The following is a 26188-nucleotide window of genomic DNA, read 5'->3' as shown; positions in this document are numbered from 1 at the left end:
CACGCTCCAGGTTTAGTTTAGAAGATCAGTTTGAGTGCGAACTGAAGGACACGAGGCGGAGCGGTGGTTGCTGCCGTGACCGCGCCGAAGGTGGATTGCCCCGCGGTGCTCTGTGGGTAGGCGTAGTTGACCTTGTTGAGAATGTTGAAGGCCTCGGTACGGAAGTCGAGCGCGGTGCCTTCGAGATAGAGCGGGAAGACCTTGTGGACGCCAAGGTCGAGGTTATAGAGGGGATCGAATCGCACCGAGTTGCGGCCGGCGTTGCCGTAAGGCGTGTTGGGACCGGGGATGCTAACGGACGCGGGGTTGAAAGCCAGCAGGGCTGTATTGGAGGCGTTCTTCACACGTTTCGATTTGGGCAGGACGACGGGAACGCCGGTGAGGTTGGGACGATAGGTGAGGATGTCGCTTACGTCCTGGAAGGAGTTCTCGCTGTAGGTGAGATTGACGGGGATTCCGCTGCTGGCTGAGTTGATGGCAGTGAGCTGCCATCCGCCAAGACCCTCCTGCATGAGGGAGGGAGCGGAGCCGCCAAACATGCGGCCTTTACCGTAAGGAAGATCGTAGACGACGGTGAGGATTTCGTTGAGTGGCTGGTTGTAAGCGGAGACGCTGCGGTCGCCGAGTGGGTTCGCGAGGTTGATGCGGGAGTTATCGCCGGCGGGTGTATCGAGGTGACCGGACGCATTGTCCTGAGCGCGCGACCAGGTGAAGGAGTTGAGGATGTAGAGGCCGTGGCTGGTGCGGTGCTCGAACTTGGTCTGAAGAGCGTTGTAGGCAAGGAAGCCATCGGGGAGGGTTTCCTCGATGCCAGTGAAGTTGTGCACGGGGCGGCGGGCCTGCAGGGGGAGACAGCTGGAGGTGCTGCCAGCGAGACCGCTGGCGTTGCAGTTGGCGGTGACGGCGTTAGGTGCTGCCTGATTGTAGTCGCCCAGAACTTGAAGCTTGACGCCGTGTTCACCGACGTAAGAGACCTCGAAGGTCATGTTGTTGCTGAGCTGACGTTGGACGGTGAGGTGGTAGCTCTGGACGTAGCCGGTGGGTAGGTCCTTCGGCAGATAACGGACTTCGGCCAGGAGGGTGTTGTAGTTGGCCGGAGTGGCGAAGTTTGTGGGGAAGCCCTGCTGCGTGGTGCGGAAGCAGGTCGAGAAAGGCTGATCGCCGGTTGTGCAGACAGGCTGCTTGCTTGCTGTTGCGGCGGAGGGAGCGAAGGGCGCGACCTGCACACGGTTGGTGTTGACGATGAAGGGGCCGTTATAGCCGAGCATGTTCTCACCACCTTCGCGGTTGAACTGTGCAAAGCCGAGACCGTAGCCGGCGCGGATAACAGTTTTAGGATCGGCCTGGAAGGCAAGACCAAAGCGTGGAGCAAAGTCGAGTTTGGGCATATTGACCAGGGCGCGGTTATAGATGGAGCCGGACGAGGCCTGGATGAGCGAGTTGGTGGTGGGGTCGAAGTTGGCGAGGTGGTTGTTTGATTCCCACTGCGGCGTGACGAGCTCGTACCGCAAGCCGGCGTTGATGGTGAGTCGGGAGTTTACACGGATGTCGTCCTGGAAGTAGAGGAAGTGCATGCGCTGGTTGAGGTGAATGACGGCGAAGTTGTTGAGCTGGTAGGAATCGTCTGCACCGAGGAGGAAGTCAGCGAGGGCGACAGCTTCTTTGGTGCCGGTGTCGGAAGTGTTGAGAGTCGTGGTGCTGGTGCCGGAGTAGCTGAAACCGCCGTTGTAGGTGTTAAGGCCGAAGTTAGGGTTGAAGTCGCTGATGGCGGTGAAGATGGCCTGGTATTCGTAACCGAACTTGTAGCTATTTCTACCGTGCAGCAAGGTGTAGTTGATCTTGGGGTTGAGAAGCCAGGGATTCTGAAACTGGGGATTGCTGTTCTGGCTGCCGAACTGGGTGTAGCCGTTTACGCTCTGGTCGTTGAGGCTGCGGACGACTTGAGGGTCTGTGGGAAGACCTGTGATTCCGGCCATGAGGCTGGGCATGCCGGCGCCGTAGGGGCTCTTTCCGCCATCGGTACGGGTGAAGGCGAAGCGTGCGTCGAGGATGGAGTTCTGGCTGAAGGTGTGGGTGACTCCTCCGGCGATTTGCTGGTTATAGATGACGACGACGCCGTTGCTGCTACTTCCACCGGCGGGTCCCTGAATGGTGGGGGCGTCTTGAATGGTGCCCTGATGTTCGCTGTAGCGGACGAAGGCAGTGGTGCGGGCGTTGAAAGTTTGATCGACGCGTATGTCTCCCTTGTCGTCGCGAACGGTGCCGGCGGGGAGCGACGCGTAGTTGTTGGAGAGAGCGGCTGCGGTAGGTGTTGGAAGGGCTGCGAGGACACCCTGGGCGAAAGGCGTGGCGTCGCCGAAGGGGATGACGCCGTTGGCGTAGACTTTGCCATTCAGCGGATTGACGAGGGGGACGGGTTTAGAGCTTTCGACACCGGCGGAGTTCGTGGTGAGGAAAGTGTAGCCGCCGTTGGCTCTGGCGAGTGCGCTGGTGCCGTTCTGATCCAAGGACGGAACGGTGGCGGTGAGGGGCGAGTGAGTGATCTGACGGACGCCTTCGTAGTCAGCGAAGAAGAAGGTGTGGTCTTTCCAGATGGGACCACCGAAGGTGCCACCGAACTGGTTGCGGATGAGAACGGGCTTGGTGGGTTTGCCAGTGAGGGGGTTGGTCGGTGGAGTGAAGGGCCCGACGGCATTGAGGACTGTGTTGCGGAGATAGTCCCAGGCCTTGCCGTGAAACTGGTTGCTACCGCTGCGGATGCTGACGTTGATGACGCCGCCGGCGGAGCGGCCGTATTCGGCGGAGTAGTTGTCGGTTTCGACACGGAACTCGTTGATGGCGTCGGGCGAGGGCGGGATTGCCTGGTTGGAGAAGCCCTGATTGGAGGTTCCGTAGGAGTTGTTGTCGACGCCGTCGAGGAGGAAGTTGTTGAATTCGCTGCGCTGGCCATTGATGTTGAAGGTGGCGTCGCGGCTGCTGGTGGTGGTGTTCTCGAGGATGTTGCGGCGGACACCGGGGACGAGGGCAGCGAGATCGGCGTAGGCGCGACCGTTGAGGGGGAGGTTTTCGACTTCGCGAGTGCCAATGACCTGGCCACGTTCGCTGGAGTCAGTCTCGAGGAGGTCGGCGGCTCCGGTGACGGTGACAGTTTCGCTGGCAGAGCCAATCTTCAGGGAAACGTCGACGCGTTGCCTTGCGTTGACTGTGACGGTGAAGTTTTGCGTGGTGGTGGTGTCGAACCCGTCGGCCTGGGCATTGACTTGATATTCACCGATCTTTACGTCGGTGAACTCGTAGGCGCCTTGAGAATTGGTTTTTGACGTGACGACAGACTTCGTCTCCTGGTTTATGAGGGAGACCGTTGCGTTAGATAGAGCCGCGCCGGAGGCATCATGGACGTAACCCAGGACGGACGCAGTTTCAAACTGCGCGGATAACGGGCAACAATTCAGGACCAGAAGAAAAACCATCAGTGCTAAAAAAAGACGTTTCACAATTCGCTCCAAGTGCTTTCGTCCGACGTTGAGTTGAGAGTGACTATGGGTTGCTGGCGCAGGTTGCCGCTGCCGGATGCAAGCCACATAGATGAGGGCCAATAGGTTTGATCATGGCGAGGTTGTGAGGTTCGCGAAAGGGTGTTCGTCACGGCATTGAGGCGTACCCCGTGAGTTCACACTGCCTCACCCCTCTGTATTTCAAAGGGATTTGACGTATTGCGGGACGGGCGTTCATTGGAATTTCATATATCACCGCTATGCTTGGGACATGCCGAACTACCGTGAACGGTCCAATGGAGAGAGACCGGACGAGTTTCGTTTAGGGCAACGCCGGGTTGCTGGCTCTGACATGTCGCGCGGGGATGTGCTGGTCGAAGAACCGCCAGGCATTGGACGCGAAGATCTTTTACTGCGGCAGGAATGGCAACTGGCGCTTCGAATCGTTGCCAGCAAAGGCTTCTGCAAATCGGAGTTGCTCCAGAAATTTCTGCTGTACGTCTGCGAGCAGCAGCTTTTGGGAAATACGCATGAGATTACGGAGCAGCGAATCGGCACGCAGATCTTCAATCGCACGACCGATTACAATCCAGGCGAAGACAATATCGTACGGAGTTACGCGCGCTTATTGAGAAAGCGTCTCGATAAATACTTTGAAGGGGAGGGGCTCGAGGAGCCGTTGCGAATCAATATCCCGCGAGGTGGGTACGTCCCTGTCTTTGTACGCAGGGCCGATGTGCAGGAGCCGTTCTCGAAGATTTCCCGCCACAGCGGCGTGGGAAAGACTGAGTTGGGGGGTCATTTTGGCAAGGCGAGGGGTGAGCCAGAGGCTGCTGCAGAGGTTCGGCAAATAACTTCCGGGACTCGTTGGCAACCAGCGTGGCTGTCGGTTTTCGCTGGACTGCTCGCGGGAGTCTTATTGGCATCGGCGGGATGGATAGGAACGCGGATGCTGCAGGAAAAGGGGATGCAGGAACCGGCGCATCTGGTGTGGAAGCAACTGTTCCAGCGAAACCGAACTACCCTGATTGTTCCTGCCGATAGTGGTCTGGGTATTCTGCAAAATCTTACGGGGCAACTGGTCACACTGGAGGAGTATGCGAACGGGACCTATCTTTCTGATGTGAAATCGTCGCCTGGGCTTGGACTCGAAAACCTGAACGACCTGCGCCGTCAGCGCTATACCAGCGTCGTCGATCTGAATATTACTGCGATGCTGGCGCGGCTTCCTGAATCTGCGGAGAGCCAGTCAGAGGTTCGTTATGCGCGGAGCATCACAACGGAAGACCTGAAGAGCTCCAACGCGATACTGCTGGGTTCCACGCATACGAATCCCTGGGTATCACTCTTTGAAAAAAACCTTAACTTCAAGCTCGAATATATGCCTGAGGTGGACCGGTCGTTTGTACTGAACGAACATCCGGTCGGTGCAGAGCAAAAGAGGTATGTGAACGGCACAGGAACAGCGAATCGTACGTATGGCGTAATCGATTACTTGCCTAGCCTCGATGGAACCGGTCATGTGCTTATCATTCAGGGACTGAATATGGCTGCGACGCAGGCCGCAGCAGACACCCTGTTCAGCTCTGAGGAGATGAAGCCGATCCTGAAGCAGGTAGTTCGGCCAGATCGTTCCGTGAAATCGTTCGAGCTACTGGTGGAGACTAGCAGCATCGGTGCGACCGCCCCCGGAGCACAGATCATTGCGACTCGGTTCTATCCATAGGCAGTGCCCGCGAAAACTCGACTAACGGTCTTCCCCAATCGTGATCGCTCCCAACAGCCGAGGGTGTGCGCCATAACTCAACATCAGCGTGAGCCGTCGGGGACAAACATGGCCCGCTTCTCCGGGACTATTTTTGCGCCAACGGCGTGGCAGTATATTTTTAGACACGGCAAAACATCGGGCTTCTGCGCAAGCAGTCTCGTCGAGGTTGACCATTTGTGGCGAGCGGCAGCGCTGAAGCGGTACCTAAGGAGCAAGAGATGAGTTTCAACTTTACCTATTCGGTTTGCCTCGCACTTGCCTGCTTGAGCGCGGGGAGCACTGCGAAGGCGCAGGAGTCGAACAAGCCCCAATATGGCAGCTGGGGAATTGACCTCACCGCGATGGACTCGAATGTCAAACCAGGCAATGATTTCAATCGGTACGCCTCAGGCGCGTGGCTTGCGCGAACGCAAATTCCGTCCGACCAGCCCATTGCTTCGCTACGCTATCTGATGTCGGATATCACCGAAGCCCGACTGCATGAGCTTATGGAAAAAGCTGCCGCCGCTGTACCTGCGGAGCCGGTAACGCTGGAGCAAAAAGCCGGAGCCTTCTATAAAGCATTCATGGACGAGGCGCGGCTTGACACGCTCGGCGCAGCCCCCATCGGACCAGAGCTCAGCGCGATCCGCGCGGCTAAGGACCGGCAGGACATTGCAGAGCTGATGGGCCGAAACAATACCGATTTCTACGCCACCATCTTCAATCTGGGAACCGATGTCGATCTCAAAGACACCAGCCGCTACGCCGTATACGCAAGTCAAGGAGGGCTGGGTCTTCCGGATAGGGATTATTACCTCAAGCCCTCCTTTGCTTCACAGAAGGCGGCCTACCAAACATATGTCGCCAAGCTCTTAACCCTGGTCGGGTGGCCCGAACCCGAAATCAATGCCGCCGCCGTTGTTGCCTTCGAAACCCAGGTGGCAGATGCGAGTTGGACCAGAGCTCAGCAGCGCGACGTCGAGGGCACTTACAATCCGCAAACGCAGAGCGAGCTTGCGGCCCTGACCCCAGGCTTCGCGTGGCAACGATTCCTGCCAGGCGCAGACCTTAACGGCGTCGATCGCCTGGTGGTGGCGGAGAAGTCCGCGTTCCCTCGTATCGCAGCCATCTACCAATCCACTCCGCTAAAAGTTTTGCAAGCGTGGGAGGCGTTCACCGTTGCCGACAATGCAGCCTTCTATCTTGCGAAGCCGTTCTCTGAAGCACGCTTCCAATTCCGCGACAAGGTTCTTTCCGGCCAGCCTGAGGAGCAAGTGCGATGGAAGCGGGCCATCCGCGCCGTCGGTGGAGGAGATTGCACAGGCGACCGCGTAGACTGTTTTGGTAACATGGGCTTCGGCCTGGGTCAGCTTTATACTGCGCAATACTTTCCTCCCGCTTCCAAGATCAAGATCGAAGAGCTCGTCACCAACGTCAAAGCGGCCATGCGTGCGCGGCTGGAGCGACTCGATTGGATGAGCCCGGCCACCAAGGTTGAGGCACTGAAGAAACTCGATACCTATCAGATTAAAGTTGGCTATCCCGATCATCCGCGGACCTACTCCACGCTGGTCATACGCGCGGACGATCTCGTGGGAGACGTGCGGCGGTCCGGGGAAGCGGATTGGCGGTTCTACACGTCGCGGCTTCATGGCCCCGTCGACCGCACGGACTGGTCAATGACTCCGCAGACCAACGACGCCTACAACGGATCTCTACGCGACATCGTCTTTCCCGCCGGCATTCTTCAGCCGCCTTTGTTCGATCCCGCAGCGGACTCAGCGGTCAACTACGGTGCAATCGGCGCCGTCATCGGGCACGAACTGACGCACGGCTTCGACGATGAGGGACGTAAGCTTGACGCGGCAGGACAACTCCGCGACTGGTGGAGCAAAGCCGACGCAGATGCCTTTGAGGCTAGGGCAAAGATTCTGGGGACGCAATATTCCAGCTATGAGCCTGTCCCTGGTGCACACATCAATGCGGATCTGACCATGGGAGAGAATATCGCCGACCTGGGCGGAATCAACGTCGCGCTTGAGGCCTATCACCGCTCGTTGAACGGACCTGCTCCGGTGATCGATGGCTTCAGCGGCGATCAGCGGGTGTTTCTCGGTTGGGCGCAAGCCTGGCGGGGGAAGGCGCGGGAAGACTACCTACGAAAGCAAGTCATCTCTGACCCCCACTCCCCTCGCGCGTTCCGGGTAATCGGCCCAACCCGCAATGTGGACGCCTGGTATGCGGCCTTCGGAGTAAAGCCAGGGGATTCGTACTATCTCCCTCCCGATCAGCGCGTGCGAATCTGGTAAGTTGCCGCGCTGTAGCTCGAAACTGCGGATTACCAGTAAGCTCCTTTCCGGTTGTCCTTCAAACTCGCCTAGCCTTCGGCATCAGGACATAATCGTCGCGGGAGAGCAACGAGATCCTGCTGCTTTAGGGCTGAGCTTCAACGAACGTTATATGTCTGCCTGCGTCTCCCTGGTACGTCATTAAACCGACCAGGCCATCCTGGGTGACGGTGATGCCGGAGTACATCGGGGGTGGATCTTTCAGCGTTGCGAAGAGGGTGGAGCGTCGCGTCTCGGGATCGAAGATACGGATAGTACTGGATGCCGCTTCGCGATCGAGATAGAAGATGCCGCGGGATGTGACCTGCCAGTATCCCCAATATCCTGCTGCGGGCTGCGACAGAACCTGTGTCTCGGCACCTCCCTTGGGAGGAACGCGCCACAGTCCATCCTCATCTCCGCGGGTGTAGTAAAGCCATCTGCCGTCCAGCGACTCCTGTGGGACGATTCCGTCGCCCGTAGTTACTGGCTGCGGCTCTCCGCCCGCGGCAGAGATTCTCCAAAGCTGCCACCGATCGCCTCGGTTCGAGCGGAAGTAAATCGTCTGGTCGTCACGCGACCAACGCGGTGTTATATCGTTCACATTTCCAAAAGTAAGCTGCTTCGGACGTCCACCCGCTGCCGAAACGCAAAAGATGTGGGAGTGGCCATCTGGCCGTGAGTCGAAGAGGATTCTGTCCTGATGATTGGACCACGAAGGACTCCCAGTGAGCGGTCCTGCCATGAAGGTGAGCTGGCGCAGTTTGTCTCCTTGCGCGGACGCTATCCATATCTCCTGGTTGCCGGAGCGTCGCGATTGAAAGGCGAAAGACTGGCCGCTGGGAGAGAGGGCAGGCGCGGAGTCCTGCTGGGTCGATGTAAGTACAGCTTCGGCGCTTGAGGAATTATTCCTCGAGGTGTTCTCTCGCAGCCGCACGATGCTCCAGATCGCCGAACCCTGACTATAGGCAAGTTGTCCGGGTCTGGGCCCAACGGCTGGTTGGTAGGCATCTTCGGTTCCAACGGGGAGCCGCTGCGGCACTTTATCTTCGAGGCCAATCTTCCATAGAGCGTACTTTCCACCGCGATTTGACGAGAAGATGATCGATGCACTGTCCGAGGTCCAGGCGAGACTGTCAATGTTCATGCGATCGCGTGTAAGCTGTTGCACCGTGCCATCGGTGGTCGACATAAAGTAGATGTCTCGGACGGCTGTCTCGCTGGCGCGGGCGAAGGCGATCCAGCGGCCATCGGGCGAGTAAGCCGGATTCAGATCGCCCTCCCACCCTGCGGGCGGATCGGTGATCGACCGTGTGTGCAACGTTGCCAGATCGAGCAAAAAGATCGAAGAATTCGGCTGAATGCCGGAGTGATCGGGATAGATGAGGGACTTGCCCGACGGTGACCAGGAGAGCGCACCCTGCTCCCAGTGGCTAGGCTCCTGCGGGATCAAAAGTCTGCGTGGAGGCACGCTCGACCCCACGTCCGCGATGTACAGGCTGACACCGTCCTTCGCGATGGCGAGGTAGGCAATCTGTCTGCCGTCTGGAGACCATGCCGGGCTAAACTGCTGGTCTTCGGTGCCAGGAGTAAGCGGCCTTACGTCTTCGCTTCCAATGGTCTTGATATAGATGCGGCGCGACTGGGAGTCTTCGGCGATCCACACAAAAGCGATGCGCTTTCCATCGGGAGCAAACGCAGGCTGCGTCTGCTCTCCGGCGTAGGAGGTGAACTGAATCGTCTTGAAGGAAGCGTTGCCCCTTGCCACTCGCGTCCGAGCATTTTGGTAGGACCAAATGACGGCGATAACAGCCAACAGGAAGGCGACTGTGAGCCCGGCCGCAATCATCCTTTCAGGGCGAGCAGGTCGTTTGGGAGGCGTCTGAGCATTTGGCGATTCCAGAGTACTTGCTGGCTCAAATGTCGCCGCAGATGCTGCGGTCACCCTATGGAGATCCAAAGTCTCTTCGTCTGGAAGCTCGTTAACCTCGGCTACCAGCCTGTACCCAGCTTTGGGTATGGTTTGGATGAAACGCGGAGTATGGGGGTCGTCCTCGGTGATACGACGCAGGATAGAGATGCACCGTGTCAGCACGTCGTCGCCGACGAAGGTATCGGACCACACCGACGAGATGAGCTCCTCTTTCGAGACCACATGACCTTGCTTGGAGGCTAGCACCAGCAGGACTTTCATTACCTTTGGCTCGAGGTGGCGTTCGACGCCGTCCCTCATCATCGAATTCAGCTCCGGTTGAACCTTCCATTCCCCGACGCAAAAGGCACCCCTGCGGTCTGTTACAAACAATTCGAATGCTCCATTTTATTCATAATAAGAAACTTAGCTACCATCGGGAAATCCTCAGAGAAGCCTCAGCTTGTCTTCAGGATCATCGCGCAATTGGCTGCGTAGGGTTCGGGACGTTCATTGTTGTCCCTAAAGGAAGCCAAAGTGCATCAGTCTAATAAGACGTCCCTCTCTCATAATAGATTCGGAAAGGGCGCGGTAGCGAGCGTCCGGGCCGGACAGGTCGAAGGTAATATCGTCCGCCACCTAACCAAATTTCTGTTTGCGGCCATTATGATGGTCCTCGCCTGGGCACTCCCGAGTTCAGCCCAGGTCACCTCCGGCACCATTCTGGGCTCTGTTCAGGATTCGACCGGCGCCGTCGTTCCCGGGGCTAAAGTCACGGCCACGGCCTCCAATCTGGGTATCTCGCGCAGCGTAACCTCAAGCGGCAACGGCACCTTCTCGCTTTCCAACCTGCCTGCTGCGACCTATCACATCACCGTCACGGCCGGCGGCTTTGAATCGCTCGAGAAAGATGGCATCATTCTCAGCTCCGCTGACAATCTCAATGCCGGCGCCTTCGTCCTGAAGGTGGGGGCTGAAGCGACCAGCGTGACAGTTACAGCGGACACAGGTCAGCTCCAGATTCAGGCCAATTCGGGAGAGAGGTCAGACCTCATTACCGGCAAACAGCTCAATGACATCGCGTTGAACGGCCGGAACGTGCTGGACATCATCCGTGTAGTACCCGGCGTCTCGGGTGTGGGCACCTTCGGAGCTTCAGGGACCGGCGGCCTCACCTCGTACAGCGTGAACGGAACAAGACAAAATCAGCACGATTTCACCTTGGATGGCGCCTCCAACGTAGATACGGGCGACAACGGTGGGACCCAGGTCACCATTAATACTGACGCGATCGCCGAAGTTAAGGTCCTGACCTCGAACTACCAGGCCGAGTTCGGTAAGGCCGGCGGCGGTTCCTTTGTCGTCACCTCACGCGGCGGCACCAACGACTTTCACGGAAATGTCCACTTCTTCCACCGCAACGAGGGTCTGAACGCAAATGACTGGGTGAGCGACCACAACGGCACCTCAAAGCCGCTCTACCGCTACAACACTGTTGGCTACCAGATCGGTGGACCGATCCTCAAAAACAAGCTCTTTTTCTTCTTCTCGAACGAGTTTTACCGGCAGCTCGTCCCTGGTAGCCTCGACCAGTACCGTACCCCTACGTCGCTCGAGCGCCAGGGCGACTTCTCCCAAAGCGTCGACAGTAGCGGCAACCCAATCCAGATCTTTAATCCGGCAACCGGCACGCAGTTTGCCGGCAACAAGATCACCGCAGCCCAGCTCTCGGGGGCCCAACAGGCGTCGTTCAATCAAATTCAAAAGATTCTCAATCTTTACCCCACGCCGAATGTATCCGGGAACAACACCTACAACCGGCAAGACCCTCTCTCTTCCACTCATCCCCGCACGGAATACATTGGTCGCGTGGACTATCAGATCACTCCATCGGAGCGCATCTTTGCCCGCTATATCAATAATCAGGACATGCAGACCGGACCGCTCGGCTCGTTCGGACTCGAGTGCAGCGGTTCGCTGCAGTTCGTCGGCGGTTGCACCGACAAGCAACCTGGCTGGAACCTTTCGGTGGACCTTACCTCCACACTCACGCCGACGCTGCTCAACGAAGTCACCGTCGGGCCGAGCGTCTACCGCTCTGACGTCGAAGGAGTGAATGGCAACATCTCCGTCGGCGCCAACGATATCAACCTGCCGCTGCTTTACCCAGTCTCGAACAATACGTCGATTCCGGATTTCAACTTCAGCGGCAACGGCCAGAACTATCCTTCGACCTACCTCGGCGCGACCCCCTGGCACCAGGCGACGACGACGATCTCCGCCAACGACAACCTAACGTGGAGCCTGCACGCTCACACAATGAAGTTCGGCGCCTTCTATCAGCGCAGCCGCAAAGATCAGATCAGCTACGGCAACTCGAACGGTCAGTTCAGCTTCAGTAACTGCTCAACGAGCGAGTTGGGCTGCCTTAGCTCCAGCGCCTCCAACAGCGGATCGCCCTTTGCCAGCGCGTTGGTTGGTTCCTTCCAAAACTTCGACCAGTCAAGCGCACGCCCCACTGGGTTCTTCCGCTACAACCAGGTGGAGTTCTATGCGCAGGATACCTGGCAGGTCTCGAACCGGCTCACCCTCGACTACGGCATGCGTTTCGTCTACATTCCTCCGCAATACGATGCTAAAAATCAGATCGCACTCTTTACGCCATCGGCCTACAATCCCGCCACCGCCGTCTCGATCGACACGAGTGGCAACATCATCCCCAACTCCGGCGACCGTCTCGACGGCATGACCTATGCCGCCAACGGGACTTTGCCTCAAGGCGGATGGAATGGCCGCGGCATCATGTTCGAGCCGCGTCTGGGCGCGTCCTACGACATCTTCGGAGATGGCAAGGGCGTGCTTCGCGGGGGCTTCGGCATCTCCCACGACCGGGAGCAGGGCAACTTGATCTTCAACACTGTCTTCGGCAACCCAGCTCTCGTCCAGACCCCAACCATCTTCAACAGCTCTGTTCCGCAGATCCCGACTGCAGCCCAGGCCAATTCGGGTGTGTTGAGCGGAATCTACGGCGCTGATATCAACGGCCAGGTTCCCACCGTCTACAGCTACTCACTCGGGATCCAACGCGAGATTGCACACGACGTCACGCTCGACGTCGCTTATGTCGGCACACAAGGCCGTCACCTCGTAACCGCTCGCGATCTCAATACCATTCCCTATGGCACGACCTTCACACGCGCGGCACAGGATCCCAGCCAATTCCCGGGCGGCGTTGTTCCCGCCGTCGAGCCCAACCTTCCTCCGGAATATGCTGCGGCTGGCGATAGCTTCAGCGGCCGCTACGCCTACACACAGAACTTCCTGTCGCCATTCAAGGGCTATGGCCAGATGGAGTACTACAAGTTCGATGGGACCTCGAACTACAACGCTCTGCAGGTTTCAGTACAGCGCCGCTTCGCCCGCGGATTGACCTTTGGCGGCGTCTACACCTGGTCGAAGACACTCACCACCTCAAGCGCGGATGAAAGCTTCGTCGATCCGTTCAATCCACGCAAGTACAGCTACGGCGTTGCCAACTACGATCGACCGAGCATCGGCGCCATCAATTATGTTTACGATCTACCTAACCTGACCCGTCACTTCAACGGTCCACGCTGGCTGGGCTATCTAACCGACAACTATCAGCTCTCTGGCCTGGCCAACATAATGAGTGGTACGCCTGTAAGGAACGCTCTCTTTGTGCCGGCCAACCAGGTGACCGGGGGATCGCAGTACAGCAAGACTCCACCTCTCTTCGTTGGTGTCGATCACCTGGGCAACCTGATTCTGCCTACCATCGGTCAGCCGAACCTCGGCGCGCCAGGCAGTCTGCGTCAGGGAAGCATGGTTACCTGGGACTCGTCTATCTTCAAAAACTTTCCTCTCGGAGAGGCCGTCAAGGGCCGCTACATCCAGCTGCGCGGCGAGTTCTTCAACGTTCTCAACCACCCCAACTTCTCAACGCGTGACTACAACGCAAACGTCACGCTCCCCACCTACAACGGAGATGGCACCTTTACGCCGCTTTCTATCGCGAAGGACACGAACTGGGGGCAGCCCACAGCTGCCTATAACCCCGCAGGACCCGGTGGACCGCGCGTGATCCAGCTCGCGGCCAAGGTCTACTTCTAGAACACCCTCCGTCCGCCGGGCTACCGCAAGGACTGCGGTAGCCCGGCAATCATTCGTATCCCCTCAAAAGCGCTGGCAATTCGATCTTTCTGACCGTTCTCACTTTCCACCTCCATACAATATCTCGAGGAACTATCGTGCTCTCGCCTCTGCGCCTCCGCACTGCCGCATTGCTATTTGTCATCTGCCCCCCGTTCTTTGCGCAGACGGTGCAATCCTTCCGCACCACAGCCGATCTCTCTGACGCACTCAAACAGCAGCCCTCTGTCACTTTCTCGCGCCGGGCTCCCGTCGCGCCGCTCGTCATCGAGGTCGACGACACACAGCGCTTCCAGACCATGGAAGGCTTCGGCATCTCTATGGTCGAAGGCTCCACGTGGCTGTTGCACGATCGCATCCCACCCGCGATGAGCCAGCAGATTATGACGCGCCTCTTCGATCCCCGCCAGGGGATCGGTCTGAGTTTCGTGCGACTGCCAATCGGCTCCACCGATCTCTCCCGCGATCACTATAGTTACGACGACATTCCCGCCGGCCAGCAGGACCCCTCGCTGGCCCACTTCTCCACCGCGCATGACGATGCCTCAGTCTTCCCAATCATGCGCGAGGCGCTCCAGCTCAACCCCGCCATCACCGTGATGGCTACGCCCTGGAGCGCACCCGCATGGATGAAGACGAGCGGCTCGATGACAGGAGGTTCGCTTCGTGAAGACGCCATGTCCATCTTCGCCCAATACCTCGTCCGCTCGCTCGAAAGCTTCAAGAAGAATGGCATTCCCGTGAAGTATCTCTCGGTCCAGAATGAGCCACTCCACGAAACCGAAGACTTCCCCGGCAGCTTAATGCTCGCCGACCAGCAGACGCTCCTCATCGGCAGCTATCTTGGACCAGATCTGCGCCGGGCTGGTCTCAACACAGAGGTACTGGCCTACGATCACAACTGGGATCATCCCGAATACCCTATCGAGATCCTCTCTGATCCTGCCGCCAGTCAGTTTGTCGCCGGGTCCGCGCTGCATTGCTATGGAGGCGATCCAGGCGCTCAATCTGTGATCCATCAAAAGTTTCCTGATAAGGGCATCTGGATGACAGAGTGCTCAGGCGGGACCTGGCAGAAGGAAAACCCACTTGCTGTCACTACCCACTTGCTCATCGACAGCACACGCAACTGGGCCAAGGCAGTCGCACTATGGGGTGTCATCCTCGATAACGATCACAACCCTCACGCCGGTGGCTGCGGGACCTGCCGCGGCCTCGTCACGGTCAACCTCAAAGAGCAGCCCACCACGGTCACCTACACCGGCGACTTCTACGCTCTCGCTCAAGCGAGTAAATTTGCTCACCCGGGTGCTGTCCGCATCAATTCTTCCTCACTCGGTCGCCAGAGCCTTGAGAGTGTCGCCTTCCAAAATACCGATGGCTCCATCGTTCTACTTGTCTTTAACAATCGTCCCGACACAACAGAATTCGATATAACGTGGAGCGGCAATTCGTTCCGCACGTCGCTTCCTGCACAGTCTCTCGCCACTTACATCTGGCCGCGCAGACGCGAACCGAAGACATAATCATCATCGAAGCCAACGACGGGTCCCCAACGGCGCGGCGAAGCCGACGAGAGCTGGGCGACTTGGTGGTTTGGTCAGTGGGGCGAGCAATCGCCAAGGCAGATCGGGGATCGGGCGATTTAGAGCGCACGCCCTGTGTCGAACCTACGCAAAGCTTCACGGCGATCTTCCGCTTGCGTGGGGGCCCAAGGGCCAAACTACGCTGATTCGTACTGAACAACGCTGAATTGCGTCTGTAACCAGATTGAAAGGGCACCTTCTCGGGTGCCTTAACTTTATCTAGTGTGTCGAAGAGACAAAGAGACGCTTGGGAAAGATTGCGTGAACGCCGACGTTTCCATCGACTAACTCGGTGATGTCGAAGCTTCGCGGGATTTGGGAACCTACGGCGCAGGTGTGGGTGCGACCTATCGACGGCTCTGGAACTTGTCTTTTGTTTGTCACACACTTGTCAAATCACGTCAAAATCCTCTCGCGTTGCTGACAAGCGATGGGGGCAAAGTAGATCATCAAATTTCAAGCATGACGTTCTGCCGCTGCCGTTCACGGTTATGTTGCCCGTTACCTAAGAACAGCTTTACATCTTGTGGCTTGGTAGATCGGTAGCTCGGACCTTGAAGAAAAGGGGTGAAGAGTGAAACCCAGATATCTGCTTCATCCAATTCAAACAGCGAAGAAGACGAAGGCTCTCTTTACGATATGGCTCGGCATGTGGAAGTTTGCGAACCACGGCGAGGTTCGTTTCAAAGGGGACCATCGCTACGATCTACAGAACGTGACCGATGGATTTGCCTCTCGCATCGATACGACAGACGATGACACGGAATTGCTTGAGCGAATCTGCGCTGCCTACCGTAAGGCGAACGAACGCCAGCAGTCGGCACCGCTGGCCTACTGGCCGACCCACCGATGGGAGCAGATACGGCAGCAGAACCTCGGCCCGGTCGTACAGGCACTGCTTACTCGAGACATTTCGGCCTTACGAGCGATGTATCGAAATTTTTTCCGGGACGCTTGCTCCTCCGGTCTATTGGGCGCGCCGTTCGGGCTGGCCAAGGCGTACTTTGGTGGCAACATCAAAGATCTCCACCGCCGCTTCTACCTAAGCCACGCCTTGTATCGCTACGATTACTGGAAGGAGCAGACAGACGGCCGCTTCCCCCTTCGCGATCTCTACGGCCCTGGTGTCGGAAATCCCTTCGGTGTCCAGATTGACGGCACACACATTCACGTGGGCGCGGAGTACGCGCACTATTGCGCCCAGAGAATCGATAGCATGCTCTCCGCGGGTCCAGCCACGGTCGTCGAATTTGGCGGCGGGTATGGCAGCATCGCGTACTATCTGCTTCGCGACAGACCTGACCTTACCTATATCGACTTCGATGCGCCGGAGAGCATCGCACTGAGTTCGTACTACCTACTCAAAGCTTTCCCAAGCCTTAAGTTCTTGCTTTACGGCGAAGAAGAACTGAGCGGCCCGGCGATCGCACGTGCTGATGTCGTGCTTATGCCTGCGTTTGAGATTGCCGCGATGCCAGCTGCCAGTATCGACTTGAGCTTCAGCTCTGATGGCTTCTCCGCTCTCTCGGCAGAAGCCCTGAAGGCGTACCTCAAGGACATCGATCGGATAACCTGCGACAGCTTCTTCTGCATCGGCAAAAAACCAACCAGCGAATCGATCTCGGAACTCATCGCTAGAAAGCACACATCCTTTCAGCTTGCCGAGACTCGCTCCTCCGGCTGGCACAGCCACAGGATATCTGGTGCAGGCGTAGGAGGCGCAGCCGGCCTTGCTGCTTCGACAATATTTGAGCAACGCTACCGGCGACTACCCTCTCATGAGCCCTCGCAGGAAGTGGCTCTGGCAGGTCAGAACAGGACACAGGTGTGAAGCCCGCCGAGCTGAGGCTTCAAACCGCAATCTACAACCCGTTCGCAACGAATCCGGAAGCTTGGTCAAACGCGAACGAAATGCAGCCATCCATTCGTTCCATTCAGGAATCGCAATGCCAGTCAGCTTGATGCCGAAACAAACATCCGCTCTCTCCCACCAGCGCCGACTGTTCAAGCCCGCGCTCTGGATTGTGATGGCAGCGGCAGCTCTCTACATCATCCTTCACATTGAAGTACCCCTCCTCCGTCAACACACCGAGCGAAACTACTTCCGCACCATTCCGTTTCTCATCTTCCCTCACATCGCCGCAGGCATTCTGGCGTTACTCAGCGGTCCGCCGCAGTTCTCCAGCCGCCTCCGCCGTCGCAGCCCAGAGTTTCATCGCGTGCTTGGCAGGGTCTATGTCATCTCCGTGCTGATAGCCGCACCGCTCGCGATCGTCCTCGCCTACAATCGCCGCATCCCCCACATGATGCCGTACTTCTTTCTGGCGAGCGGCCTGCAGGCCTCCACGTGGATCGTCACAACTGTCGCCGCGTTTCTCACTGCGCGCAATCGTCAAATCCAGCAGCACCGCCAATGGATGGTGCGCTCCTACGCTGTCACGTTTACCTTCATCGGCATTCGCGTCCTGGTACAGTTCCCCTTCGCGGTCCCGCACACCGGCGTCAACTTTTCGCTCGAGATCGTCTTCGTCACCTTCATGGCGATTCTCCTCTCGGATATCGGCTTGAGCTGGCACGAACTCTTCCACCGCCGCACGTGAACCGCTTTGACTGACGTTGTTCTTTCAAAAAGATCTTTCACAGAACGAGCAAAAAAATAATCGATCAACTCAATTTCAAAGAGAGAGTGTTTAGTTCATGAAGCCGTTTCGTGAGATCAGTGCGAGTCAATTGTCATCGCTTTCTCTGCCGGACGAGATGAAGGCGTGGGGTTACCTGTTGATCCGGAACGTGCTGCCAGTGGAGGATATTACCCGGATGCTGGAAGAAATCACGCGGATCGTGTCCGCCTCAGGTTGGTTGCTGTCCGACCGAAGCCCCGCGGAACGCGTGTCCGATGCGCGTGCGGCCTGCGGTGATCCTGACCCGGCGTTCAAGCGGGTCTATGAGCAGATCTTCAACCTGCAGGCGTTCCATGCGTTTGCTCACCACTCCGCATTGCGACAAGTGATGCATCTGTTGGTGGGACAGGATCTGTTGGTACATCCCAAACCGATTGGCCGGTTAATCTTTCCCAATTGCGATCGACTGGTCATTCATGCCCATCAAGATCATCGCTCGCTCGATGGCGATGCGGAGAGCTTTACCGCGTGGATGCCGCTGCACGATTGTCCGGTAGAAGTGGGACCGCTACAGATTATGGAAGGCTCGCATGTCTACGGTCTTCAAGGTGTCGATCCGACAACAGGCATCATTGCGAAGGAGACGGCGCGCGGAGGCGAGTGGGCGGGCGGTCCGATCTATGCCGGAGATGTACTCATCTTTCATAGCCTGACGGTGCATGCGGCCACGCCAAATACCTCTACCCAGCTCCGCATCTCGATGGATTGCAGGTTTCAAGACGCTCGGCGAGCGGTAAATCCCGCGAACTTTGTCTTTCCGGGAAGCGGCAACGACAAGTCGTGGGAGGCGATCTATGCCGGATGGCCGTCGGAGGAGTTGAAGTACTTTTGGAAGACGATGCCGCTGCTGTTCGAACCATCCAGGGCAACGCTAGCGAAGTTGGCCGATACGGAAGCGGAGCCGAAGCTGCGGGCGCGATATGCCAGAATCCTGGATCAGCTCGAAGCTCAGGGCTTGAGTTGAGTTAAGTCGATTCATACTCTTGTGCGCGAATATTCAAACGGCCTAGCTTCGAAAGGCGCCAGAGCTCCTTGGACAGGCAACACCGCGAGCATCCATTTGAGCTTGTGAAAAGGCGCCCTTCATGCTGCTGAAGAAATGCCTGATGCTTCCGACAATCCAAGCAACGAAGAGACAGCTCCGCGCTGCTCTTGGCACACGCATACCGGATGAGACGCAAGATGCTCGACCGCGTTCTTTCCGTGGCGGCGCGATATCCGATGCGCTTAATCGTGAGTGGCCTCGTGGTCGAGGAGGAATTGATTGACCACCGTGACGTACTTATCGGGTTCTTCGTAGTAGGGCAGATGACCGCTTTTTTCGAACCAGACGAGTTGCGCTCCAGGGACCGTGTGGGCCACTGTCCAAGAGATGTCGGGGGTCACGTTCAGATCGAAGCGCCCCTGGATCACAAGCGTTGGGAAGTGGAAGTGCGCCATATGCGGAGTGAGGTCGACGTTGGCAAAGGCCTTCGAGACAGCTTCGCCAGTGGCCGAGGCAAAGCCAAGGTCGGGAGCATTGGCGAGGTATCGGTCGCAAAGCTCCTGGGAGTAGAAGATCATGCGGAAATGGGCACGGAGATCGAGGTCAGCGGTCTTCGCGTCGGAGTTGGGTTGGCCATGTAGTTTATCGATCTGTTCTTTTGTTTGCGCGATGACGTCGGGGAAAATCTCTTCTAAGCGCGGATGGAGCCTGGAAAAGCCTGGTGCGGCGGAGTCCGACAGGATGAGAGTGTGGACGTGCTCCGGGTGTGCGGCCGCGTAAGCGGAGGCGAGCAGGCCCCCATAGGAATCGCCAATGAAGTCTACCTTCTCCACATGCAGCGAGGCGCGGACGGCTTCCAAGTCGTTAACCTGTGCATCCATCGTCTGTGCGGCGCCTGGGCGCAGGTGGCGGGAGGCTCCCGTGCCGCGCTGATCGTAGAAGATCACCTGCCTGTGCTCCGCGATGCGCCGTGTCCAGACATCATTCTGGATCATGTACACGTGCGAGAGGCCGGGGCCGCCGTTGACCGCGATGATCGGCGTGGCGGTGGAGGGTGTGCCGTAAGTAAAGGTGGCAAGGTCCACATCGGGTGTATGAACCAAGGCGGTGTGGGGCTGCGGAAGTTGGGCATGGGATGCTGCCGTTACGAGAAGGAGAACGCTGCGAAGGAGTGAATGCATGACATGTTGAGTATAGTGTCCTGGCCTTACGAGACCTGTAGACCTCTATGCCGGGCCAGCTAACTTTGGCCGAGAACAATCGAGCTCGAAGCTAGCAAAGTCTGTACTCGGTGGAACCGACATTCCGGCTATTCTTGGCATGGGTCCATGAAGCAGTCCAGGTTTGCCGCCTGCCATCTGGGAGAAGACTTAACTGGTCTGGGTCGGAGGTGCGTCGTGCTTATCGAGCGGAACGAGTTCCTGCTCCCATGCGTAACCGGTGGTTTGCAGTAGACGTACGCAGCGATTCCATCGAAGAATGGCGTCGTCGTTTCCTGCCGGACGGATTTTTTCCGCCTCTTCAAATGAGCGCATCGCTTGCTCGAAAAGCGGTAGGACCGTATAAGGCGGCTGTCCCGTGCGGAGTTGCGCTTTCGCACGCCGTTCAGACGCAATCCCTGAGTAGTAAAACCGTTCGTAGCGATCAGTGAGCTTTTGAAAACTTTGTTGCGCTTCACGGTCGCGATCAGACGAAACGCCCGTGAACTGATCCGTCAGCGCGAGTCCGAGCAACCGCAAGGCGAGTTGATGCTGTGGCTCGATCGCCAGGATATCGCGACAGATCGACTCTGCCTCTTCCGGTTCACTGAGGCTGCGGTAGAGTTCCGCCTTTGCAATCGCCTCGGTGACACCTTGGATGGAGATGCGTTTAAGTTCGTATGTCATGTCAGCTCCTTTACAACTAGGCTCTACCAGCCCCGCGAATTTTGCGGACGAGTCTGAGCAGCGGATCATAGTATTCATCTACCACCCGCTCTTTGAGTGGAATGATGGCATTGTCGGTGATGTGGATATTTTCGGGGCACACCTCAGTGCAGCACTTGGTGATGTTGCAGAGGCCGAGGCCCAGTTCCTCTTTCAGCACCGATGCCCGCGAAACGTCATCCAGCGGATGCATGTCTAGCGAAGCCACGCGCACGAAGAAACGTGGTCCACCAAACTCTTCCTCCTTGCCGTGCTCGCGTAAAACGTGGCAGACATTCTGACAGAGGAAGCACTCAATGCACTTGCGAAACTCCTGTACTCGGTCCACGTCTCGTTGGTACATCTTCCATTCGACATCGGGCCTTGGCCTGAAAGGCGGAATTTTTCGATTAACTTTGAAATTCCACGAAACATCCGTCACCAGATCCTTGATGATTGGAAATGCTTTCATTGGAAAGATAGTGATGGGCTTGTCCCGAGGAAGAGAGTCCATACGTGTCTTGCATGTGAGCCGTGGACGACCATTAACCTCGGCTGAACACGAGCCGCATTTCCCTGCCTTGCAATTCCAACGAACTGCGAGATCCGGCGCCTGACGAGCCTGAATCAAGTGCAGCGCGTCGAGCACGACCATCCCGGGAGCGAACGGCACTCGATACTCGACAGCCTTGCCACTTTCTCGGTCGCCCCGGAATACCAGCAACGTCGTTTCCGCCATCGGAACTGCAGCCATGGCTATTACCCCACTCTATTTCGTTCCGCTCTCTTCTATGAGCAATTGCTTCAAATCATCTGACATCTCTATAACGGGGGATTCGAACAGTTTCATGGTGTCCGCCTTCTTCACTACGACATTATGCATCTTCCCCCAAGCATCATCCAGATCGGGGTAGTCGATGCGACTGTGAGCGCCTCTGCTCTCACGGCGTGCCAGTGCGCTGCGTGTCACCGCTTCTGCGACGGTCAACATGCTTTGTAGATCCCGCGCGAGGTGCCAGCCCGGGTTGAACAGCCGCGAACCTTCGACATGTACGCGGGCTGTGCGCTCCTGCAGTTTTTCGATGCCCGATAGAGCCTGACGCAAGTCTTCCTCTGTGCGAAAGATGCCAACGAGACGCTGCATAACGTCTTGTAGTTCCTCATGGATGGCGTAGGGGCTCTCGCCACCTCCGCGCTCGAATGGCAGAAGCATCTCCCTCTCTGCGTCCGCGATTTGCAAAGAATCGATCGTGGGCGTTGGGCTCCGTTTGGCGTGTTCCGCAGCCGCGAGTCCCGCTCGTCGGCCAAACACCAATAAATCAGAGAGGGAGTTACCGCCTAGCCGGTTCGCACCGTGTAGCCCCGCGGCCGCTTCTCCCGAAGCAAAAAGTCCTGGAACTGAACTCTGCGCCGTCTCAGCATCTACCCGAATACCTCCCATCATGTAGTGACACGTCGGACCAACCTCCATAGGTCCCTTCGTAATGTCAACATCCGCCAGTTCCAGAAACTGGTGATACATGCTGGGCAGCTTTCGTTTGATGTACTCAGCCGGTTTGTGTGAAATATCCAGGAACGCGCCGCCGTGCTCTGTTCCGCGCCCTTCGCGCACTTCGGTATAGATCGAACGTGCGACAACGTCGCGGGTGGAAAGGTCGAGCCTCTTGGGGTCGTACCGTTCCATGAAGCGCTCGCCATTCTTATTGCGCAAAACTCCACCCTCGCCGCGCACAGCTTCAGTCACCAGAATTCCTTGCACCCCTGGCGGCCAGACCATTCCGGTCGGGTGAAACTGGACGAACTCCATGTCCATCAGATCAGCGCCCGCGTCATAGGCGAGCGCTAAACCGTCACCGGTATATTCCCAGGAATTCGATGTGATCTTCCAGGCCTTGCCAATTCCCCCCGTGCAAATGACGACTGACTTGGCCTTGAAAACGACGAAACGCCCTTGCTCGCGCCAGTAACCGAAAGCTCCGGCAATCCGGTCACCGTCTTTCATTAGTCGCGTGATCGCACACTCCATGTACACATCGATGCCTAGGTTCACGCCGCGATCCTGTAAGGTGCGGATCATCTCCAGTCCGGTGCGGTCACCCACATGGCACAGTCGTTTGAAGGAGTGGCCACCAAATGCCCGTTGCAGAATCTCACCATTCTCGGTGCGATCAAAGAGTGCGCCCCACTGTTCCAGTTCCCGCACTCGTTCCGGAGCCTCCTGTGCGTGGAGCTGAGCCATGCGCCAGTTGTTTAGGAATTTACCGCCGCGCATTGTGTCGCGAAAATGCGCTCGCCAGTCGTCCGATGCATCCACGTTCGCCATGGCAGCGGCGATACCGCCTTCGGCCATAACCGTATGCGCTTTGCCGAGCAGCGACTTGCACACAACGCCAACGCGCACACCCTGGGCCAGGGCCTCGATTGCTGCCCGTAGGCCCGCGCCACCCGCGCCAATGATGAGTACGTCGTGTTCGTGAGTTTCATGCGCTAGGGTCACAGGAGCCGAATATCCTTCAGGAGACCTGATGAGACCATGCGTACGTAAAGATCAGCCGCGCCCACTGAAATGAGGCTCATCCATGCATAGAGCATGTGTCGTCCATTCAATCGGCTCAAACATCGCCACGTCGTGTGACGCGCGGGGCCAAACGAGGTGCAGGAGAAGCAATCGAGTTTTCCTCCAGCCAGGTGACGCAGGGAATGACACGAAAGAGTGTAAAGAGTCAGCAGGACGATGTTTGCCGTCAGAACAAGTGAGCCCACCCCAACTCCCAACCCGTCCTTGAAAAAGAAACTGTGAATTGCGTCCCGCCAAAGGAAGGCAAGAAACACAATTGCCACGTAAAAAAACCATCGGTGGAGATTTTGAAGAATGAATGGAAAGGATGTCTCGCCGCGGTAACGCCGCTTGCCCGCTTCGCCTACCGCGCATGCGGGCGGATCCAAAAAGAAAGCGCGATAATACGCTTTTCGATAGTAGTAGCATGTTGCCCGAAATCCGAGTGGCCCTGCCAGTACCAGGAGCGCTGGAGAAAAACGCCACCAATGGTGCTCTGGATCGATCAGCGGAGAATAGAAAGGAGACAAGTAAGGTCCCCAGGCATAAAACTTCCCTTCGAACGCTCGAAAGGTGGCGTAGATGCCAAATGTTCCCAAAAGTACGACGACCGGCACAATTTCAGCCCACCACGCATCCCGCCGCAGCGTGCTGCCGAAACCGCCGATCTGGACCACTTCGGACGACTTTGCCATGGGTTACCCCCACGTCGGTCATATAGTAGCCACAAAAAATACATTTGCAAATCAAAATCTTGTAGTTCCCGCGTCGTTGAAGGGGATGGAGCAATCTTCAAATGCGCAGAAGACGTCGTCAGAGCATTCAGTCACAGAGTTTCACCCCCGCGCGGGTTAGGAGGGTTCCAGTCGCCCGACTAACTTTCGGGTTGGCCTTCAATCGAGAGTTGTTTTGCCGATTGCCACTCAGCGCCGGAACCATATCCGATAGATTGCATGGTCAAGACTTCGAGCAACGAGGGGGGGTGGCCTCATGGATCTTTGCGACAGGCTGACAATACGGGACCTTATATAAATCTCGACACCGGAATAAAATTCGCCTCATGTAAGGCGCGAATGGGCCGGAAAGTGACACTAGTGAGCCTAAACAATTGGTTCGCGCGCAGAGCCTGTTTCTGAAGTTCCTTGGCAGAGTTTCCAAATCAAAGTCCGATACCCCGTCACGAAAGCTAGCGTTTCAAGACCGTCGCGCGGAAGGGTTCCGAAGTAGGTAGGTATCCATCACCCATCCATTTTTTTCCCGTGCCGCGCTGCGGGCCACTTCGATGGTTTCCAGTTTTTCGGTAAGTCTTCCAGACAAGAGAATCTCTTTATCACTACCGACGTATGCTCCCCAATAGATCTCGACATCCTGATCCAGAACTTCCCTGAAAGAACACTTTCCATCCAACATCACAACCACGTTCTCGGAACTCGCGACTAGTCCAGGTGTCAACTGACGACCCGTCGTAATACAAATCGACTCGCCTATGCCGTTCAGAGTTATCTTGTGGCGAGCCGCCAAGGCCTGAATGCTGGTAATTCCAGGAATAACTTCATGATCGAAGTGGACTATTCCACGAGCGATAATGTGATCTATAACTCTAAGAGTGCTGTCATAAAGTGACGGATCACCCCACACGAGAAACGCTCCACACTCATCATCTTTTAGCTCTCTTCCAATCAAGTCTTCGTAGATTACTGCGCGCTCTTGGTGCCACGCCTGAACCCTCAGACTGTAGGAAGCTATCGAAGGGTCCCGCTGAGGATCGACGACCTCGATGGTTCGGTAGGATGGATCGTCTATATATCGCTCGCAGATCTCTTTACGGAGACGTATAAGATCACTTTTCGAGCTTCCTTTGTTCAAAACAAAAAAAACATCTACGTCATTCAACGCCTTGATGGCCTGCACAGTAATGTGTTCCGGATTTCCTGATCCGATTCCAATGATGTACAGCTTCCTCATTTAACATCCTTCCACTGTTTCTCATCCTGTACGGGTCGCGTCAAGAGCTCCGCAAGCTCAGTGACGACTTCGCCTACGGTGTCAACCGTTGGAACTGTATGTTTTGTGGGACGCTCCACCATTACCACCGGAATTTGAAGAAGTCTAGCGGCTTCAATTTTGGTGTAGGTTCCTGAGCCCCCGCTATTTTTGGAAACGATGTGATCAATAGAGTAATCCCGCAACAATTGCAACTCTCCTTTGAGATCGAATGGGCCGCGCTGTAGGAGAATCTCGTGATGCTGAGGTAACTGCCCCGTCGGCGCCTCAATGGCACGGATCAGAAACCATGCGTCATTGCAAGCAGCAAACGAACCTACCTCTTGCCTGCCGATCGAAAGAAAAACCCGTCCTCTCTTTTTATTAACAAATTCGGCCGCGTCCACGTAAGTTATCACTTCATGCCACAGGTCGTCTTTTTGCTTCTGCCAGGTAGGACGAACCAAAGCGACGAGCGGTAATCCTAATCGAGCACAAGCCGCTTCTGTATTTCGACTGATCCCCACGGCGAAGGGATGGGTAGCATCAACAACCACACTAATGCTCTCCATTATCAGATAAGAGATCAGTCCTTCAATCCCGCCGAATCCTCCCACCCTGACGACTCCTATGGGATATTTAGGGCAACTTACCCTTCCAGCGAACGATGAAATGAACTCAAGATCATTTCTGCTTGCGAGTTGCGCGGCGAGCTCAGCTGCCTCTCCTGTTCCACCAAGGATCAGTATCCGCGGAATTGCATCTGGAGATCGACCGAGCCGATCTTCGATGCCATCTGATATGGGATTTAGCTCGCTCAATTCGGTATTCAACCTCCC

General features: G+C 56.8%; 16 protein-coding genes. 7 read left to right on the top strand and 9 right to left on the bottom strand.

Annotated elements, in window-relative coordinates; genetic code table 11:
• Window positions 1-17: 17 nt before the first annotated feature.
• A complete protein-coding gene (locus RBB77_RS06035) occupies window positions 18-3494 on the bottom strand; it encodes a TonB-dependent receptor (RefSeq protein WP_353065559.1) in 3477 nt (1158 codons plus the stop codon).
• Window positions 3495-3765: 271 nt separating this feature from the next.
• On the opposite strand from RBB77_RS06035, the gene RBB77_RS06030 reads away from it, so the two are divergent.
• Together RBB77_RS06030 and RBB77_RS06025 are read left to right on the top strand one after the other, a co-directional pair.
• On the top strand, window positions 3766-5220 hold the full coding sequence (locus RBB77_RS06030) for a hypothetical protein (RefSeq protein ID WP_353065557.1): 1455 nt from the start codon (window positions 3766-3768) through the stop codon (window positions 5218-5220).
• A 260-nt stretch (window positions 5221-5480) separates the two neighbouring features.
• On the top strand, window positions 5481-7553 hold the full coding sequence (locus RBB77_RS06025) for a M13 family metallopeptidase (protein WP_353065555.1): 2073 nt from the start codon (window positions 5481-5483) through the stop codon (window positions 7551-7553).
• Between the two features lie 124 nt (window positions 7554-7677).
• Here the strand turns inward: RBB77_RS06025 and RBB77_RS06020 are convergent, their stop codons facing one another.
• On the bottom strand, window positions 7678-9807 hold the full coding sequence (locus tag RBB77_RS06020) for a DPP IV N-terminal domain-containing protein (RefSeq protein WP_353065553.1): 2130 nt from the start codon (window positions 9805-9807) through the stop codon (window positions 7678-7680).
• Window positions 9808-10020: 213 nt separating this feature from the next.
• Between RBB77_RS06020 and RBB77_RS06015 the strand changes: the two genes are divergently transcribed.
• The 5 genes from RBB77_RS06015 (at window position 10021) to RBB77_RS05995 (ending at window position 18884) form a co-directional block, all read left to right on the top strand.
• Window positions 10021-13614, top strand: coding sequence for a TonB-dependent receptor (locus RBB77_RS06015; RefSeq protein WP_353065551.1), 3594 nt, complete (start codon window positions 10021-10023; stop codon window positions 13612-13614).
• A gap of 137 nt (window positions 13615-13751) precedes the next feature.
• Window positions 13752-15179: a glycoside hydrolase family 30 protein gene (locus RBB77_RS06010; RefSeq protein ID WP_353065549.1), complete on the top strand. Its 1428-nt coding sequence runs from the start codon at window positions 13752-13754 to the stop codon at window positions 15177-15179.
• Window positions 15180-15813: 634 nt separating this feature from the next.
• A complete protein-coding gene (locus RBB77_RS06005) occupies window positions 15814-17070 on the top strand; it encodes a putative sugar O-methyltransferase (protein WP_353065547.1) in 1257 nt (418 codons plus the stop codon).
• A gap of 115 nt (window positions 17071-17185) precedes the next feature.
• Entirely contained in the window at window positions 17186-17839 is a 654-nt protein-coding gene (locus tag RBB77_RS06000) for a DUF2306 domain-containing protein (RefSeq protein ID WP_353065545.1), read from the top strand.
• A 97-nt stretch (window positions 17840-17936) separates the two neighbouring features.
• Entirely contained in the window at window positions 17937-18884 is a 948-nt protein-coding gene (locus tag RBB77_RS05995) for a phytanoyl-CoA dioxygenase family protein (protein WP_353065543.1), read from the top strand.
• Window positions 18885-19147: 263 nt separating this feature from the next.
• On the opposite strand, the gene RBB77_RS05990 is transcribed toward RBB77_RS05995, so the two are convergent.
• From RBB77_RS05990 to RBB77_RS05960, 7 genes are all read right to left on the bottom strand, one after another.
• Entirely contained in the window at window positions 19148-20086 is a 939-nt protein-coding gene (locus RBB77_RS05990; protein ID WP_353065541.1) for an alpha/beta fold hydrolase, read from the bottom strand.
• A 189-nt stretch (window positions 20087-20275) separates the two neighbouring features.
• A complete protein-coding gene (locus RBB77_RS05985) occupies window positions 20276-20791 on the bottom strand; it encodes a hypothetical protein (RefSeq protein WP_353065539.1) in 516 nt (171 codons plus the stop codon).
• Between the two features lie 16 nt (window positions 20792-20807).
• On the bottom strand, window positions 20808-21563 hold the full coding sequence (locus RBB77_RS05980) for a succinate dehydrogenase/fumarate reductase iron-sulfur subunit (protein WP_353065537.1): 756 nt from the start codon (window positions 21561-21563) through the stop codon (window positions 20808-20810).
• A gap of 15 nt (window positions 21564-21578) precedes the next feature.
• Window positions 21579-23306 (bottom strand): FAD-binding protein, encoded by a 1728-nt coding sequence (locus RBB77_RS05975; protein ID WP_353065535.1) that lies wholly within the window; start codon window positions 23304-23306, stop codon window positions 21579-21581.
• Entirely contained in the window at window positions 23303-24061 is a 759-nt protein-coding gene (locus RBB77_RS05970; protein WP_353065533.1) for a succinate dehydrogenase, read from the bottom strand. Before RBB77_RS05970 ends, RBB77_RS05975 begins: the two co-directional genes overlap by 4 nt.
• 499 nt (window positions 24062-24560) lie before the next feature.
• Entirely contained in the window at window positions 24561-25331 is a 771-nt protein-coding gene (gene cobF / locus RBB77_RS05965) for a precorrin-6A synthase (deacetylating) (protein WP_353065531.1), read from the bottom strand.
• Window positions 25328-26182 (bottom strand): cobalt-precorrin-6A reductase, encoded by an 855-nt coding sequence (locus RBB77_RS05960; protein WP_353065529.1) that lies wholly within the window; start codon window positions 26180-26182, stop codon window positions 25328-25330. The genes cobF and RBB77_RS05960 overlap by 4 nt, the downstream gene beginning before the upstream one ends.
• Window positions 26183-26188 lie beyond the last annotated feature (6 nt).

Origin of the sequence: Tunturibacter psychrotolerans (assembly GCF_040359615.1) — a bacterium.
GTDB classification, from domain to species: Bacteria; Acidobacteriota; Terriglobia; order Terriglobales; family Acidobacteriaceae; genus Edaphobacter; species Edaphobacter psychrotolerans.
This window is presented reverse-complemented; position numbering and strand designations above follow the sequence as displayed.

Bases quoted from the DNA above. Each gene is read 5' to 3' on its own strand.
- RBB77_RS06030 (WP_353065557.1), top strand. From the start codon at position 3,766: ATGCCGAACTACCGTGAACGGTCCAATGGAGAGAGACCGGACGAGTTT.
- RBB77_RS06025 (WP_353065555.1), top strand. From the start codon at position 5,481: ATGAGTTTCAACTTTACCTATTCGGTTTGCCTCGCACTTGCCTGCTTG.
- RBB77_RS06020 (WP_353065553.1), bottom strand. From the start codon at position 9,807: ATGATGAGGGACGGCGTCGAACGCCACCTCGAGCCAAAGGTAATGAAA.
- RBB77_RS06000 (WP_353065545.1), top strand. From the start codon at position 17,186: ATGCCAGTCAGCTTGATGCCGAAACAAACATCCGCTCTCTCCCACCAG.
- RBB77_RS05995 (WP_353065543.1), top strand. From the start codon at position 17,937: ATGAAGCCGTTTCGTGAGATCAGTGCGAGTCAATTGTCATCGCTTTCT.
- RBB77_RS05990 (WP_353065541.1), bottom strand. From the start codon at position 20,086: ATGCATTCACTCCTTCGCAGCGTTCTCCTTCTCGTAACGGCAGCATCC.
- RBB77_RS05985 (WP_353065539.1), bottom strand. From the start codon at position 20,791: ATGACATACGAACTTAAACGCATCTCCATCCAAGGTGTCACCGAGGCG.
- RBB77_RS05980 (WP_353065537.1), bottom strand. From the start codon at position 21,563: ATGGCTGCAGTTCCGATGGCGGAAACGACGTTGCTGGTATTCCGGGGC.
- RBB77_RS05970 (WP_353065533.1), bottom strand. From the start codon at position 24,061: ATGGCAAAGTCGTCCGAAGTGGTCCAGATCGGCGGTTTCGGCAGCACG.
- cobF (WP_353065531.1), bottom strand. From the start codon at position 25,331: ATGAGGAAGCTGTACATCATTGGAATCGGATCAGGAAATCCGGAACAC.